10 protein-coding genes are annotated in these 15,973 nt (G+C 70.4%); 3 read left to right on the top strand and 7 right to left on the bottom strand.

Annotation, left to right across the window (positions count from 1 at the left end; genetic code table 11):
• Nucleotides 1–34 precede the first annotated feature (34 nt).
• From ACFUPX_RS00225 to ACFUPX_RS00200, 6 genes are all read right to left on the bottom strand, one after another.
• Nucleotides 35–3,112 carry a ThuA domain-containing protein gene (locus ACFUPX_RS00225; protein ID WP_383313889.1) on the bottom strand — a complete coding sequence of 1,026 codons (3,078 nt, stop codon included), beginning with the start codon at nt 3,110–3,112 and terminating at the stop codon, nt 35–37.
• Nucleotides 3,113–3,255: 143 nt separating this feature from the next.
• Nucleotides 3,256–4,134, bottom strand: a complete 879-nt coding sequence (locus ACFUPX_RS00220) for a sugar phosphate isomerase/epimerase family protein (RefSeq protein ID WP_383313437.1) — start codon at nt 4,132–4,134, stop codon at nt 3,256–3,258.
• Complete coding sequence (locus tag ACFUPX_RS00215; protein WP_383313436.1) at nt 4,131–5,351, bottom strand: substrate-binding domain-containing protein; 1,221 nt, start codon at nt 5,349–5,351, stop codon at nt 4,131–4,133. The genes ACFUPX_RS00220 and ACFUPX_RS00215 overlap by 4 nt, the downstream gene beginning before the upstream one ends.
• Nucleotides 5,351–6,361: an ABC transporter permease gene (locus tag ACFUPX_RS00210; protein WP_383313434.1), complete on the bottom strand. Its 1,011-nt coding sequence runs from the start codon at nt 6,359–6,361 to the stop codon at nt 5,351–5,353. The genes ACFUPX_RS00215 and ACFUPX_RS00210 overlap by 1 nt, the downstream gene beginning before the upstream one ends.
• Nucleotides 6,358–7,377 carry an ABC transporter permease gene (locus ACFUPX_RS00205; RefSeq protein ID WP_383313432.1) on the bottom strand — a complete coding sequence of 340 codons (1,020 nt, stop codon included), beginning with the start codon at nt 7,375–7,377 and terminating at the stop codon, nt 6,358–6,360. The genes ACFUPX_RS00210 and ACFUPX_RS00205 overlap by 4 nt, the downstream gene beginning before the upstream one ends.
• Complete coding sequence (locus ACFUPX_RS00200) at nt 7,374–8,882, bottom strand: sugar ABC transporter ATP-binding protein (protein WP_383313886.1); 1,509 nt, start codon at nt 8,880–8,882, stop codon at nt 7,374–7,376. The genes ACFUPX_RS00205 and ACFUPX_RS00200 overlap by 4 nt, the downstream gene beginning before the upstream one ends.
• 191 nt (nt 8,883–9,073) lie before the next feature.
• Between ACFUPX_RS00200 and ACFUPX_RS00195 the strand changes: the two genes are divergently transcribed.
• The 3 genes from ACFUPX_RS00195 (at nt 9,074) to ACFUPX_RS00185 (ending at nt 13,528) form a co-directional block, all read left to right on the top strand.
• On the top strand, nt 9,074–10,267 hold the full coding sequence (locus ACFUPX_RS00195) for an ROK family protein (RefSeq protein ID WP_383313430.1): 1,194 nt from the start codon (nt 9,074–9,076) through the stop codon (nt 10,265–10,267).
• A gap of 137 nt (nt 10,268–10,404) precedes the next feature.
• Nucleotides 10,405–11,241, top strand: coding sequence for an alpha/beta hydrolase (locus ACFUPX_RS00190; RefSeq protein ID WP_383313428.1), 837 nt, complete (start codon nt 10,405–10,407; stop codon nt 11,239–11,241).
• Nucleotides 11,242–11,515: 274 nt separating this feature from the next.
• A complete protein-coding gene (locus ACFUPX_RS00185; protein WP_383313426.1) occupies nt 11,516–13,528 on the top strand; it encodes an N-acetylmuramoyl-L-alanine amidase in 2,013 nt (670 codons plus the stop codon).
• Between the two features lie 95 nt (nt 13,529–13,623).
• On the opposite strand, the gene ACFUPX_RS00180 is transcribed toward ACFUPX_RS00185, so the two are convergent.
• On the bottom strand, nt 13,624–15,957 hold the full coding sequence (locus ACFUPX_RS00180) for a glycoside hydrolase N-terminal domain-containing protein (RefSeq protein ID WP_383313424.1): 2,334 nt from the start codon (nt 15,955–15,957) through the stop codon (nt 13,624–13,626).
• Between the last annotated feature and the right edge of the window lie 16 nt (nt 15,958–15,973).

Below are 15,973 nucleotides of genomic sequence, written 5' to 3'. Positions count from 1 at the left end.
GGACCTGTCTATGCCCCCGGCGACTTCCGGGTGACTATGACGTGGTGAACTGCACCGCGTCTACGTCGAAGGAATTGTCCTGCGTCGACTTGAAGACCACGTACAGCTTGTGTGTCCCGGCCAGCGCTTCGACCGGCACGTCGGGCGTGGCCTGATAGGTGTCCCAGCCCCCGGTGTTGGGGACGGGTGTCGTGGCGAGCAGTTTGCCGTCGGGCGCGTCCGCGCGCAGTTCGATCGAGCCGACGCCGTACGGCGATGACAACTTGTAGCTGACCTTGCTGACGCCCTCGACACTCATCGGGCTGTACGCGATCCAGTCGCCATCGCTGATGTCGCCGATGCGCTTGCCGTTCTCGGCGCCCGCCTGGGAGACGATGCGGGTTCCTGACTGGTCGTCGTGGTACTCGGCCTGCTTGTGCTTGGGGTGCAGGACGGAGCGGCCGTATCCGGTGAGGGCGCCGACGCCGTCGCCTCCCTTGTCGGTGTACTTCGCGTTGAGTACGTACGTGAGGTCGGCGCCCTCGGGGTGGCCGCCGAGGTCACCGGTGTCCACGGTGCCTTCGCAGCCGGGGATGTCGGTGGTGGGGTGCTCGTGGTCGTCGTGGCCGAGGGCCGGATTGACGGTGACCTTGGAGCAGTCGATCGTGCCGTCCTCGGGGTCGGTGACCGTGACCTTGTAGGGGATCTTGTCGCCGAACTCGATGAGCTTGCCGTCGACCGGGGTCTCGACCTTCACCTTGGGCGCCGTGTTGCCCGCGGTGACGGGCACGTTGGCATACCCGGACTTGCCGGTGGTGTCGGTGACCTTCAGCTGGGCGTTGAAGTCTCCCTTGGTGTCGTACGTGTGGGAGGGGGCGGCCTCGGTGGAGTCGTAGGTGCCGTCGCCGTCGAAGTCCCAGGCGAAGGTGAGCGGGTCGCCGTCCGGGTCCTTGCTGCCCTCGCTGGAGAAGTCGACCTTGAGCGGGGTCGGGCCGTTCGTGGCGGACGCCTTGGCCTGGGCGAGCGGGGTGCGCTGGCCCTGGGCGTAGTCGATGCGGTAGAGCCCGGAGTCGTTGTTGCCGCCGCCGAACTCGCTGCCCCACTCCAGGACGTACAGCGAGCCGTCGGGTCCGAAGGTCATGTCCATGGGCTTGGCGAACTTCGCGGACTTCAGGAAGTCGTTGATCTTCAGGAGCTTCCCGTCCTTGTCGAAGCGGACTTCCTTGACCGAGTCGCGGGCCCACTCGTAGAAGAAGCTCGCCCCTTCGAAGTAGGCGGGGAACTTCGTCTTGGAGGGGTTCTTCGCGTCGTAGTGGTAGACGGGACCGCTCATCGGGGCCGAGCCGCCCGCGCCCATCTCCGGGAACTCCTTGGACTCGCCGTAGCCGTACCAGATCTCGGGCTGCGCGATCGTCGGCAGGTCCTTGAGGCCCGTGTTGTTCGGTGAGGGGTTGGTGGGCTTGGCGCAGTCGAACTTGGCGCCGACTTCCTGGGTGTCGGGGTTGTAGGGGGCGTACGCCTGGTTGTTGCCGTGGCAGAAGGGCCAGCCGAAGTTGCCCGCCTTCTTGATCACGTTGTACTCGACGAGGCCTTCGGGGCCGCGGTTGGTCTCGGGGGCGCCGCGGTCGGGGCCGTAATCGGAGGCGTGGACGTAGCCCGTCTTGGGGTCGACGGTGAAGCGGAAGGGGTTGCGGAAGCCCATGGCGTAGATCTCGGGGCGGGTCTTGGCCTTGCCCTTGGCGAAGAGGTTGCCCTTGGGGATGGTGTAGCCGCCCTTGTCCGTGGGCTTGATGCGCAGGATCTTGCCGCGCAGGTCATTGGTGTTGCCCGCGGTGCGGGCGGCGTCCAGCATCTGCTTGCCGGGGCGCCAGTCGAGCGGGGCGTACCCCTGCCAGCTGGGGTCGAGGTTGGGCGGGGTGTCGTCGCCGACGCCTAGGTAGAGGGTGCCGTTCGGACCGAACTCGACGGCGCCGCCGGTGTGTCCGGGCTCGGGGAAGGTGCGGTCGCGGTAGGCGGGGACGTCCAGGAGCTTCTTCTCGCTGGCCAGGTCGAGGGTGTTGTCCTTCTTGACCGTGAAGCGGGAGAGGCGGTTGACGTCGTCCGTGGCCTTGGCTGGGGCGTAGTAGAGGTAGATCCAGCGGTTGGTGGCGAACTTCGGGTCCAGTTCCATGCCGACGAGGCCGTCCTCGCCGCCGGTGTAGACGTCGAGCTTGCCGGCCGTCGAGGTGGAGTGGCTCTTCGGGTCGAAGATCTTCACCTCGCCGCTGCGCTGGACGTAGAAGACCTTGCCGTCCTTGGCGACGTCCAGCTCCATCGGGTCGGCGGTGTTGTCGTCGAGCGCGGTCTTCTCGTAGCCGGACCAGACCGTGCCACCGCAGTCGCCGGGCTGGTTGCCCGCGGCCCACTTGATGCCGCCGAGCACGTGCTCACGGAAGGCGGGCTCGGTGTACGAGGCCTTGTCGTGGCCCATGGCGGTGGCCCAGACCTTGCCGCCCTCGGCGTTGCGGCACCAGGAGATGGGGTGGTCTGCGCCCATCTTGGAGCCGCCCGGGTCGTACGTGGTCTCGTCGGCGGTGACCAGGACGTGCACGTCACCGCGGGGATTCTTGTCGAAGTTGTACCACTCCTCCGGGCGCTCCCAGCGCTCGGGAAGGCCCTTGGTGGAGGGGTGCGCGCGGTCGGCGACCTTGGCGGTGCCCTTCAGGACGCCCGGTGAGTGGGCGGGCATGTGGGCGCCGGCGTTGATGAGGTCGTCCCACCAGGGGAAGGAGTCCTCGACGCCCATGTCCAGGGTGTTGTGCAGGGCGACGACGCCCTTGCCGCTCTTGACGTACTTCTTCATGGCGTCGCGCTGGGCTTCGGTGTCCCAGACCATGCCGGAGTTCTGCAGCATGATGATGACGTCGAAGTCCTTGAGCTTCGCGTCGTCGAAGACCGTGGCGTCGGCGGTCTCGACGACCTCGAAGTTCTCCGCGGCGGCCTGCTCCTTGACCATCTGGACGCCGGCCGGGATGGAGTCGTGGACGTAGCCGACGGCCTTGGTGAAGAGCAGCGCGCGGAAGGCGGGCGCCTTGTCGGCGGCGCTCGACGTGGCGGGCAGGAACCCGACGGCGAGCAGCAGCGCGGCCACCATGGCGATCACCGCTCTTCGTAAGCCTCTCGCGTCGCGCAGTCTTCTGTCACGCACATGACAGTCCATGGGGTGGTCCTCTCTCTGCTGGTCTGCTGGGAAGGACGGACGGACGTGCGGGATTGCCGGATGTCGGGGGGTGGTGCTCAGAGGGCGGCCACGGTGCGGCGCAGGAAGCCGAGTCCGTCGGTCGCGAGCGCGTCCTGGGTGGGCGCGAGTGGCCGCCAGACGGAGGCGGCGACGGCGATGGCGATGGCGTCGTTGTGGGCCGTGAACGACTCGATGCAGAGCGGCCCTCGGTAGCCCTCATCGCCCAGGGCGCGCAGGAAGCCGGGCCAGTCGAGGCTGTCGGCGCCGGGGGCTCCGCGGTCGTTGGCGCACACCTGGACGTGGGCGATGCGGCCCGCCGCCGTGCGGACCGCTTCGGGCAGGGAGTGCTCCTCGATGTTCTGGTGGTACGTGTCCAGGGCGACGCCGATCGACTCCTCGGGCAGGCCCGCCAGGCCCTCCAGGGTCTGGGCGACGGTGTTGAACAGGCTGGTCTCGTAGCGGTTGAGGGGCTCGACGGCGATGCGGACACCGGCGCGCGACGCGTACTCGACGACCGGCGCGATGTGCTCGCGCCACTCCTCGTACGCCGCTTCGCGCGTGGCCCGGTCCATCCGCCAGGTACGGCCGACCGCCGCGTACACCGGGCCCGCGACCACGGGCGCGCCGATCGCGTGGGCCGTGTCGACGCAGCGGCGGAGGTAGTCCTGGGTGGTGCGCAGCGTGCCCTGGTCGGCGCGGACCAGGTTGCGCTCGTCGGGCATGACGGCGACGACGGCCGCGGGCGTCAGGCCGGTGGCGTCGAGGAGCTTGGCCGCCGCGGCGGGCTCCCAGTCGTCGGGCTGTTCCAGGGGCAGCTCCACGCAGTCGAAGCCCCAGCCCGCGAGGCGCGGCAGCGTCTCGCCGAGCACCTCGGTGGTGACCGGCGAGTGCCAGATCCAGGGGTTGGCGCCCAACTGCCAGGCGGTGTACGTCACTTCTTGCCTCCCCAGTCCCCGGGGAAGCCCGGCATCTGCTGGCAGCCGCACATCGCGTAGTGCAGCGGCGGCATGCCCTCCTGGAGGTACTCGTCGAGGTTGGCCTGCGTGACCGTGGGCTGCGGCAGCTTCCACTCCTTGGGGACCTGCTTGCCGTCCAGGACGCGCAGGGCCGCGATGACCGGCGTGCGCCACTGGAAGGTCGGATAGGTGGGGGCGATCGCGGTGAGCTTCTTGTCCTTCCACACCTGGAGGAAGTCCTGCTGGTCCTCGCCGGTGATCGGCGGTACGTCGACCCCCGCGTCCTCGAAGGCCTCGACGGCGGCGACGGCCGTGGCGCCGGAGTCCATCCAGACGCCGTCGATGGAGCCGTGCCGGGAGATCGCGTCGGAGACGATCGACTTGGTCTTGGCGGGGTCGCCGTCGGTGAACTTGGCGTCCACGACGTCGAGTTCACTCTTGTCGAAGGCCAGCTTCGCGGCGGACCAGCGGGTTTCGAGGACGTCCACGCCGGGCGAGATGCGCAGGGCGAGGATCTTGCCCTTGGGCTTGACCTTGTCGACGAGGAAGTCCGCGGCGACCGCGCCGTATCCGTAGCCACCGATGGGGTTGACGAAGGTGACCGCGCAGTCGGTCTCCACGCCGCGGTCGAAGACGATCACGGGAAGCTTTCCGCAGGCCTCCTTCACCGCGGGGGTGAGGGTGGCGGTGGTGTTCGGGGAGACGATGAGCGCGTCGCAGTCCTTGTTGCCCGCGAGCTCCTGGATGTCGGAGATCTGCTTGTCGTCCTTGCCCTGGGCGTCAAGGACGGTGAAGTCACTGATCTCCTCGTGCAGTTTCACCTCGGCCTTCATGTTCTTCAGGCCGACCTGGCGCCAGGGGTTGAAGACACCGGCGTTGGAGAAGCAGAGGTGGGTGCCGCCCGAGCCCTTCTTCTTGTACTGGGCGGTGTCGGTCATCTCCGGTTCGAGCATCTGCTCCCAGGGCTTGCCGGCGGGGCCCTGCGGGGTCTCCTTGCCGAGCTTCAACTGGCGGTCGTACTCGGCCTGTTCGAAGAACTTGGAGGGCTTGTCGCCGCCCTCGTCGGCGTCGGATGCCTGCGAGGCCCCGGCGGGCGAGTCGGGCGGCGTGTCGCTGGAACAGGAGGCGAGCAGGGCGCCCGCGAGGAGTGCAGCGGCGGGTACCAGCGCACGCCTGCGGTTCGACTTGATGTGCATCACGAGGGTCTGCCTCCCGAGGAGTGGGTACGACGGCGGCGCAGCCGGGACCAGTCGGCGGCCCCGAGCCCGACCGCGGCGATGACGATGACGCCCTGGACGGTGGACTCCAGGGCGCCCGATACGCCCTGGAGGTTGAGCAGCGTGAACAGGGCCTGCAGCGAGAAGGCGCCCGCCATCGCGGCCACCACGCTGCCCCGGCCGCCGCCGAGCACGACCCCGCCCAGGACCACGGCGGTGATCGCCTCGAACTCGTAGCCACGGCCCGCCTGCGCGGAGACCCCGGAGAAGCCGCCGACGAGGACCGCGGCGAGCGCCGCCGCCGCGCCGGACAGGACGAAGGCGATGATGCGGGCGCGGTGCACGCGGACTCCCGCGAGGGCGGCTGCGCGTTCGCTGTCCCCGGTCGCGATCAACGTACGGCCGAAATCGGAGCGCATGAGCAGGACGGCGACCAGGCCCGCGACGAGGCAGGCGATGACCGCCCAGGGCAGCCAGCCCATGGCGGTGCCGCGCCCCATCTGGCGGAAGCCTTCGGAGAGTTGTCCGTGCGGGGAGCCGCCCGTCCAGAAGAAGACGGCACCTTCCAGGATCAGCATCATGCCGAGGGTGGTGATGAACGAGGGCACTCTCAGGCGTGTGGTGATCAGCCCGCTGACGAGGCCGGTGACCGCCCCGGCGAGCAGCAGTCCCGCGGCCATGAGCGGCCAGGGCGCGTCCGGGAACGAGCCGTAGACCTCGGCCGCCGCGACGACTCCCGCGGTGACGATCGCCCCTACCGACAGGTCGAACTCACCGCAGACGATGACCAGATACTGCCCGGCGGCGAGGATCACCAGGGGCGCGGCGCGTTTGACGAAGGCGAGGAAGCGGTCGGGTTCGTAGAATCCGGGGTCGGTGGCGGCGAGCGCGACGAGGAGCACGACGAGCAGGGCATAGACCGGGGCGCCGGTGCCGAGGGAACGGACGACTCGCTTGTAGGGGGCGGCGATTGCCGTACCGCTGCTCATGCGGACCTCCTGCTGCCGCGCCGGGCGTAGATCGCGACGGCGGCGATGATGACGACGCCGCGTACGACGTTCTTGAAGAACGGGTCGACGCCGAGCTGGTTGAAGACGGAGTCGAGCACGGCGAGCACGAGGACTCCGCCGAGCGTGCCCGCCACTCCCCCGCGCCCGCCCGCCAGGACGGTGCCGCCGAGTACGACGGCGGCGATCGACTCCAGGTCGTAGCGTGCCTCGGTGCCCGCCCAGGGAGCGCCCGCGCCGAGCCGTGAGGCGAGGAAGAGGGCGGCGGCGCCCACGCACAGCGAGCACAGGACGTGGGCGGCGATGATCGTGCGCCGGGTGCGGACACCGGAGAGCCGGGCCGCGTGTTCGTCGCCGCCCGTGGCGTACAGGTGGTGCCCGAAGCGGGTGCGGCGGGTGATCAGCCACATCGCGGCGGCGACGGCGGCGAGCAGGAGGAGCGAGACGGGGATCGGGCCCATCCGGTCGTAGCCCAGGTGCTGGAAGGAGGCGGGGACCTTGCCCGCGGGGCCCGTGTAGTTGTCCTCGATCCAGCCGCGCAGGATGAACGCGGTGCCGAGCGTCGCGATGAACGCGTTGACCTTGAGCCCGGTGACGATGAGCCCGTTGGCGAGTCCGACGGCAGCCGACAGCGCGAGTACGGCGAGCACCGCGGTGACGACGCTGCCGTCCTCCATGGTGGTCGCTGCGACCAGCGTGCCGAGGCTGATCAGGTACGCCACCGACAGGTCGAGGGAGCCGGTGAGGATGACGGCGGTCTGTCCCACGGCGACCAGGCCGAGGGCGACGCAGTTCTGGAGAATGCCGACGACGTTCGAGAGGGTGAGGAAGTCGCCGCCGCGCGCGGCGACCACGATCCAGCCGAGCGCGGTGACGGCGGCTGCCGCGAGCCAGACGCCGACGGCGGGGTCGGTGAGCCTGCTGCGGCTCGGGGCGCCGGTCTTCACCGCGGGCGGTGGGGCGACGGTGGTGCCGGTGGTGCCGGTAGTACCGCTCACGCGGCGGGCTCCTCTCCGGACGGGGCGGTCATGTCTGCGGACGCGTCGGTCGTGGCGAGCCGCATCACCTCCTCCTCGGCCGCTCCCGCCGAAAGTTCACCGGCGACGCGGCCTTGGGACATGACGAGGATGCGGTCGCTCATGCCGATGAGTTCGGGCAGTTCGGAGGAGACGATCAGGACGGCGATGCCCTCGCGGGCCAGTTCGCGGACGAGGGTGTGGATGGCGGCCTTGGCGCCCACGTCGACGCCCCGGGTGGGTTCGTCGAAGAGCAGGATGCGGGGGCGGGCGGCGAGCCACTTGGCGATGACGACCTTCTGCTGGTTGCCGCCGGACAGGTACTGGGCCTGCTGGTCCTCGCCCCGTGCCTGGAGGCGTACGCGGGCCAGGAGCGCGGTGAGGTCGCGGGCAGCGGGCGGCTCCCCGCGGGCCGGTACGGCGCGGGTCACGAGGAGCGCGTTGTCCCGCACCGACTGGCGCAGGGCGAGCCCTTCGGCCTTGCGGTCCTCGGTCACCAGGGCGATCCCCGCGCGGATGGCCTGGCGCGGGGTGGTGGGCCGCAGGGTTTCGCCGCCCACGGTCATCACCCCGCTCGTGAACGGGTCCGCTCCGAACAGGGCCCGCGCCAGGGACGTACGACCTGAGCCCTCCAGGCCCGCGATGCCGGTGACTTCGCCCGCGCGCAGTGTCAGGTCGATGCCGTGGAGCCGGTCGTTGCCGCCGCCGGTGACGGTGAGGCGTACCTCGCCGATGTCGTCCGGTGCCGCGCGCGGCGGGTAGTAGGCGCTGAGCTCCCGGCCCACCATGGCGCGTACGACCCGGTCGGTGTCCGTGTCCCGGGTGCGGACCGTCGTGACGTGGCGGCCGTCCTTCAGGACCGTGATCCGCTGCGAGAGCTCGAAGACCTCCCGCAGGCGGTGCGAGATGTACAGGATGCCCAGGCCCCGGGCCGCGAGGCGGCGTACGAGGTCGTGCAGGAGGCCTGCCTCGTGGTCGGCGAGCGGCGCGGTCGGCTCGTCCATGACCAGGACGCGGACGTCGGATGCGAGCGCCTTGACGATCTCGACGGTCTGCTGCCGGGCGACGGACAGATCGCGGATGTACGTGCGTGGCGTGATGCCCGATACGCCTACCTCGGCGAGGAGTTCGGCCGTTCGGGTCTCCATGGCGCGGCGGTCGACGAGGCCGTAGCGGGTCGGTTCGCGGCCGAGGAAGACGTTCTCGGCGACGGTGCGGTGCGCGAGCAGCGCGAACTCCTGGTGGATGATGCCGATCCCGGCGGCCTGGGCCTGCGCGGGATGGCTGAAGGAATGCGCTGTCCCGTCGAGCACGATGCTGCCCTCGTCCGGGACGTGTTCACCTGCGAGGACCTTCATCAGCGTGGACTTGCCCGCGCCGTTCTCGCCGACCAGCGCGTGCACCTCACCCGCGGCGAGGCCGAGCGACACCCCGTGCAGCACACGCACTCCGAGAAAGCTCTTGGACACCCCGCGCATCGCCAACATCTCTTGCGTCGCCTGCATCGCCTGCACCCTCGGCTCCTTCGGCAGCGGTCTGCAGAGCAATGTGATGAGCGAACTTTGACCTGTCAAGGGCTCAAGCAGCTTTCACTGCAAGGGAGTTGACGGATACTTAGGTCGATTGTCGAACACTATCGGCCTTGTGAGCAGCGAAACTCGTCCCTAAGGTGGCTGCCATGTCTGGAGCGCCGGATCACCCCGTTTCCCTGCCGTCGTCACCCGGCGAAGTCCTCGCCCTGCTCCGGACGGGGGCGGCGGAGACCCGCGCCGACATCGCCCGTGTGACGGGGCTCGCGCGCTCGACGGTGTCGCAGCGGGTGGACGCGCTGATCGCGCACGGCTTCCTCATCGAGGAGGCGGACGGCGGGTCGACGGGCGGCCGGCCACCGCGCCGCCTTCGCCTGCGGACCCGCGAACACGCCGTGGCGGGCGTGGACCTGGGTGCTTCGCACTGCCGGGTCGCCCTGATGGACATCGGCGGCGAGATGCTCGCCCTGCGCGAGGACCCGCTCTCCATCGCCGACGGCCCTCAGGAGGTCCTCAGCCATGTCGAGCGGACGCTGCACGCACTGCTCCAGGAGGCCGCCCGCGATCCCGCGTCGTTGCAGGCCATCGGGGTCGGGGTGCCCGGCCCCGTGGAGTTCTCGACGGGGCGTCCGGTGGATCCGCCGATCATGCCCGGCTGGCACCAGTACCCCATCCCGGAGTTCTTCGCCGAGCGGTTCGGCCCGCGCGCCCTGGTCGACAACGACGTGAACGTGATGGCGCTCGCCGAGCAGCGCCGTGCCTTCCCCGACACGCGCTATCTGCTCTACATCAAGGTCGGCACGGGCATCGGCTGCGGCATCGTCGCCGACGGGCGGCTGCACCGGGGTGCGCAGGGCAGCGCGGGCGACATCGGGCACATCCGGGTGGGCGACCTGGAGGAGCCCTGCCGGTGCGGCAACTCCGGCTGCCTGGAGGCGGTCGCGGGCGGCGCGGCGATCGCGCGCAAACTCTCCGGGCTCGGCCTCGAAGCGACCTCGGGCAGCGATGTCGTACGCCTGGTGAAGTCCGGCAACCGCGATGCCGTACGCATGGTGCGGGAGGCGGGCCGCGCCGTGGGCGAGGTGCTCGCGGGCCTGGTGAACTTCTTCAACCCGGACACGGTGGTGGTCGGCGGGGCGCTGGCCGCCGTACACGACCAACTCCTGGCGGGAGTACGGGAAGCGGTGTACCGCCGCTCGCATCCGCTGGCCACGCATGTGCTGCGCATCGAGCCGAGCCGCACCGGCGAGAACGCGGCGGCGATCGGCGCGGGCATCCTCGCGGTCGAGCACGCGCTGTCCCCGCGGCAGGTGGACCGGGCCCTGTCGGGCGCGGCGCGCTGAGAGGCGTCGAAGCACCAGCCACAGCGCACACACCCGATTCCACCCGGTCCGCGCAGACCGGACAAGCACCGCGCAACACCGGCCATACCGCCAACCAGCCTATTTCGCAGGGTCACTTGCGCCCGTAACTTCAGTCTATGTCCCTCAATGACGCACAGCAGATCGACCGCGCCAACGCCGCCACCGAGCGCGTGCCGGTCGTGTTCGTGCACGGTCTGTGGATGCTGCCCAGCAGCTGGGACCTGTGGACGGCCCACTTCGAGGCCGCGGGGTACGCGCCGGTCGCCCTGTCGTGGCCCGACGACGCGGACACGGTCACCGAGGCCAGGCAGCGGCCCGAGGCCCTCGCGGGCAAGACCGTCGGACGGATCGCCGACCACCTGGCCGCACTGGTCGACACGCTGGAGCGCAAACCGGCCATCATTGGGCACTCCGTCGGCGGGCTGCTCACCCAGATCCTCGCGGGACGCGGCCTCTCCGCGGTCTCGGTGGCGATCGACCCGGTACCGTTCCGCGGCGTCCTGGCGCTGCCCCTCTCGACACTGCGCTCCCTGCGCCCCATCATCGGCAATCCGGCCAACCGCAAGCGCGCGCTTCCGCTCACCTTCGAGCAGTTCCGCTATGCCTACGCCAACGCCGTCAGCGAGCAGGAGGCCAAGGAGCTCTACGAGCGGTACGCGGTCCCGGCCCCGTGCGCACCGCCCTTCCAGGCCGCCGCGGCCAACATCAACCCCCGGACGGAGATGAAGGTCGACTGCCGCAATCCCCGGCGCGGCCCCCTCCTGATCATCTCCGGCGAGAAGGACCACGCCGTGCCCTGGGCGCTCGCCAACGGCGCGTACAAGAAACAGCGGGAGAACTCCGGCATCACCGAGATCACGGAGATGGCGGGCCGCGACCACGCCCTGACGATCGACAGCCGCTGGCAGGAGGTGGCGGACACGGCGCTGACCTTCGTACGCCGCTTCGTCTGAGCAGCACCGGGCATCCCCCGAACAGGTGGACCGGACCTCTGCCGCCCCGCCGGGTCCGCCCGTCGGCCGGAGGGATGTTCGTGCTGCTCATTGGTCCAATCCACTGACGCGTCGCAGGCCGTGCGGCCTCCCGGGGCGAAACCCGCCGGGACCGGCGCTGACATGGGAAATCTCTTCTCCTGGGCATGATTGACGGATCGTCGGAGAGCCGGTACCACTGACGCACGCCCGGCCCCGCACGCCCCATCACGCTTCACCGTCCCAGGAGGCTGCATTGCGAGGATCCGCCACCGCCCGCATCCCTGCCGCGCGCAGACGCGCCGTCAGGACCGCGGGCGCCCTTGTCTCCGCCGGTCTGCTGCTTCCGCTGCTCGGCGCCGCCCCTGCCGCCACGTCCGCCGCACCCTCGTCGTCCGACGCGTCGTCGGACGGGCTGCAGAGCGCCTTCGCCGCCGCGGCCACTGAATATCGCGTACCGCAGAGCGTGCTGCTCGGGGTGTCCTACCTCCAGTCGCGCTGGGACGCCCACGGCGGCGCTCCGAGCGTGACCGGTGGCTACGGCCCCATGCACCTCACCGACGCGCGCACCGCCATCGCCGGCGCCCCGCACCACAGCGAGGGCGATGAGGACCCGCGCGGTGATGCCTCGCGGGGTGTCCTCAAGCCGAAGGAGTTCACCGCCAAGGTACCCAAGGAGTCCCAACTCCCCGACAGGCTCAAGACGTTGCCGCGCGCCGCCGAGCTCAGCGGGCAGTCCGCCGAACGGCTGCGCACCGACCCGGCCGCCAACGTGCGCGGCGGCGCCGCGCTGCTCGCCGCCGCCCAGAAGAAGCTCGGCAAGCCGCTGAGCGACGATCCGGCCGACTGGTACGGCGCGATCGCCCGCTTCTCCGGGGCGGACGACCAGGCCACCGCCGCGACGTACGCCAATGATGTCTTCGCCGTCATCCACGACGGCCAGGAGCGCACCACGGACTCCGGCCAGCACGTGGCCCTCGCCGCGGTCGCCGGCCTGAAGCCGGACGCCGCGCAGGTGCGGGGCATGGGGCTGCGCAAGGCCCCGAAGGGCGAGACCGAGTGCCCCTCGACCGTGTCGTGCGAGTGGATCCCGGCTCCGTACGAGGAGTTCAAGGACCCGAACGGCAACGACGACTACGGCAACCACGACCTGGGGAACCGGCCCAAGACCCAGAGCATCGACACCATCGTCATCCACGACACGGAGGGCCGCTGGGAAGGCGTCCTCAACCTGGTGCAGGACCCCACGTACGTCTCCTGGCAGTACACCCTGCGCTCCACGGACGGCCACATCGCCCAGCACGTGAAGGCCAAGGACGTCGCCTGGCACGCGGGCAACTGGTACGTGAACTCCAAGTCGATCGGCCTGGAGCACGAGGGCTTCCTCACCGCGCCCGACACCTGGTACACGGAGGCGATGTACCGCTCGTCGGCGCGCCTGGTGAAGTACCTGTCGAAGAAGTACGGCATCCCGCTGGACCGCCAGCACATCATCGGCCACGACAACGTGCCGGGCACGCTGCCCTCGACGATCGCGGGCATGCACACCGACCCCGGTCCGTACTGGGACTGGCAGCACTACTTCACGCTGATGGGCAAGCCCTTCAAGCGCTCGGCGGGCCCGAACGGCGGCCTGGTGACGGTGGCGCCGGACTACGCCAAGAACCAGCCGGAGTACACGGGCTGCGTCAAGGCGGGCGAGAAGTGCGCGCCGCACGGCTCCGCCGCGGTGCGCGTCCACACCGAGCCGCGTGACGACGCGCCGCTCATCAAGGACATCGGTCTGCGTCCTGGCGGCGGTGAATCGACGACCGGCGTGAACGACACCGGCGCGCGCCTGTCCACCGGCCAGCAGTACGCGGTCGCCGACCGCAAGGGCGACTGGACGGCCGTCTGGTACCTGGGCCAGAAGGCCTGGTTCAAGAACCCGAAGAAGCAGCCGACCGCCGTCGACGCCAAGGGGCTCGTGGTGACGCCGAAGGGCGACGCCAAGGAGGTCCCGGTGTACGGGCGGGCCTACCCGGAGAAGGAGGCCTACCCGGCGGGGGTCCCGGTCCAGCCGGTCACACCGCTGCCGTACAAGCTCCTGGCCGGGCAGAAGTACGCGACCGGCGACAAGGTGCCGGGCGAGTACTTCTACGCGCCGACGTTCGACACCGCGCCGCACAAGGTGGTGCGCGGCAAGGACACGTACTACGAGATCCAGTTCGGGCACCGCGTGGCGTACGTTCGGGCGGCCGACGTGAAGGTGGTGCGGTCGGGCTCCTAGAGCCGACGGGGTCAGTCAGTACCGGTCGGGGGCGGGTCCGCGTGGAGGCGGGCCCGGCCCCGACGCATGGGGCACCCGGCGCATGGGGCAACGGCTCAGTCGAAGACGTACCGCTGTCCGGCCCGCGCCTTGAAGGTCTTCTCGCCGCCCTTCAACAGGCCGCTGCGCAGGGTGAGTTCGCGGGTGCGTGACGCGGTGAGCACGATGCGCGTGGCGCGTCCGCCCGACCACTCGATGTCGAGGCGTGCCCCGCCGCGCGCCCGCAGTCCGCGCACCGATCCCTCGGGCCAGCTCGCGGGCAGCGCGGGAAGGACCTCGATGGCGTCGAACTGGCTCTGCAGGAGCATCTCCACGATGCCGGAGGTCGCGCCGAAGTTGCCGTCGATCTGGAACGGCGGGTGGGTGTCCCAGAGGTTGGGCAGGGTCGAGGACTTGAGCTGCTCGCCCAGCATCTTGTGCGCGTGGTCGCCGTCGCGAAGCCGCGCCCAGAAGTTGACCTTCCACGCCTTGGACCAGCCGGTGCCGCCGTCGCCGCGCGCGGTCAGGGAGACCTTCGCGGCGTCGGCCCACTTGCTGCCGGGCTCGATCTGGCGGCCGGGGTGCAGGGCGTAGAGGTGGGAGACGTGCCGGTGGTCGTCGGTCCTGGAGTCCAGATCGGCCTTCCACTCCTGGAGCTGGCCCCAGGACCCGACGCGCAGGCCGGGGTCGAGCTTGCCGAGGGTCTTCTCCAGTTCGGCGCGGAAGGCGGCCGAGTCACCGAGGACGCGGGCGGCCTCCAGGGTGTTGGTGAGCAGGTCGTGGACGATCTGCTGGGCCATGGAGTCGCCGGCGGTGAAGTCGCCGTGCTCGGGCGAGTAGCTGGGGGTGGCGACGAGGGCGCCGTCGCGCGGGTCGGTGCGGAGGTTGTCGAGCCAGAACTCGGCAGCCTCCTTCATCGCCGGATACGCGGTGGAGCGCAGGTACTGCGTGGAGCCGTCGAAGCGGTAGTGCTCGTAGAGCTGCGCGGTGAGCCAGGCTGCGGCCTCGGGGAACCAGAAGGAGGTCGACCAGTCGTGGACGCCGGTGAAGCCGTACGGGTTGGTCTCGTTGTGCACCACCCAGCCCCGGGAGCCGAACATCTCCTTTGCCGTGCGCCGCCCCGGCGCGCGCAGCGCCTCCACGAAGCGGTCGTAGGGGGCGGTGGTCTCGGCGAGGTTGGCGGCCTCGGCGAGCCAGTAGTTCATCTGGAGGTTGATGTTGGTGTGGTAGTCGGCCGACCAGGGCGGGGTGGTGCTGTTGTTCCACACGCCCTGGAGGTTGGCGGGCAGGGAGCCCGCGCGGGACGAGGCGATGAGGAGGTAGCGGCCGTACTGGAAGAAGAGGGCTTCGAGGGCGCGGTCCGCCGCGCTCGCCCCTCCCCCGTACGCCTTGAGCAGCTGGTCGGTCGGGACGTCCGCGGGCGCCGCCTGGCCGATGTCCAGGGCGACGCGGCCGAACAGGTCTCCGTGGTCGCGCAGGTGGCGGGCGCGGAGCGCGCCGTGGCCGCGGGCGATGGCACCGTCGACGGTGCGGGTGACGGTGTCGTGCGGGTCCTGGCCCCGGTAGTCGGGGTACGTGTCGGCGTAGTCGGTTCCCGCGGCGAGCGCGAACCAGAGGTGGTCGGCGCCGCTGACGGTGATGCTGCCGTCCGCGTTCGCGGTGCGGGTGCCGCCTTGGTGCACCACACGCAGCTGCGCCTCGAACTTCAGGCCGTTGTCGGCGAGTTCACCGCGTACGGTGATCCGGTCGCCGTCGGCCTTCGCGGTGAAGTCGGTACGGGGCGAGGTGTGGCGCAGGGTGCAGCTGACGCTCGCGGGCCGGTCGGCGGTCAGGCGCCCGACGAGCACGCCGTCGGGGTACGAGGCGAAGAACTCCCTGTCGTGGCGAACCTGTTGGTGGGTGTACGTGACGGTCGCGAGGCCCTGGCGGAGATCGAGGGCGCGGCGGTAGGTGGCGTCGGGCGCGTCCGGGATGTCGAGGTGCAGATCGCCGAAGGTCTGGTGGGCGCCGTAGCCGCGGCGGGGCTGGCCGAGATCGGCCGCGACCGCGGCGGGGGTGAGGCCGCCCTTCTCGTCGAGCTGGGCCCGCACCGCGTCGAGGGCGCCGGGTCTGGCCTCGCGCCAGTTGCCGAAGTCGTACCCCTCACGGGAGCCGGGGCCGCCGGTCCACAGGGTCTTCTCGTTGAACTGGAGCCGCTCGGAGGCGAGGGTGCCGAAGATCATGGCACCCAGTGCGCCATTGCCGATGGGCAGAGCCTCGCGCTCCCAGTCGGCGGCGGGTGCCGCGTACCAGAGCAACGATTCATCGGAGGTGTCACGCTCGTCGTGCCGTTCCTCGGTAGCGGTCGCGGTACCGGCGAGTGCGCCTCCACCCGATGCCAGTACGGCCGCTCCGCCGACGGCGGTCTTCATCGTGGTTCTTCGCGAG

Source organism: Streptomyces sp. NPDC057302 (genome assembly GCF_042667685.1).
Lineage (GTDB): Bacteria > Actinomycetota > Actinomycetes > Streptomycetales > Streptomycetaceae > Streptomyces.
The sequence above is the reverse complement of the archived record's forward strand: the minus strand, read 5'-3'. Positions and strand labels throughout refer to the sequence as shown.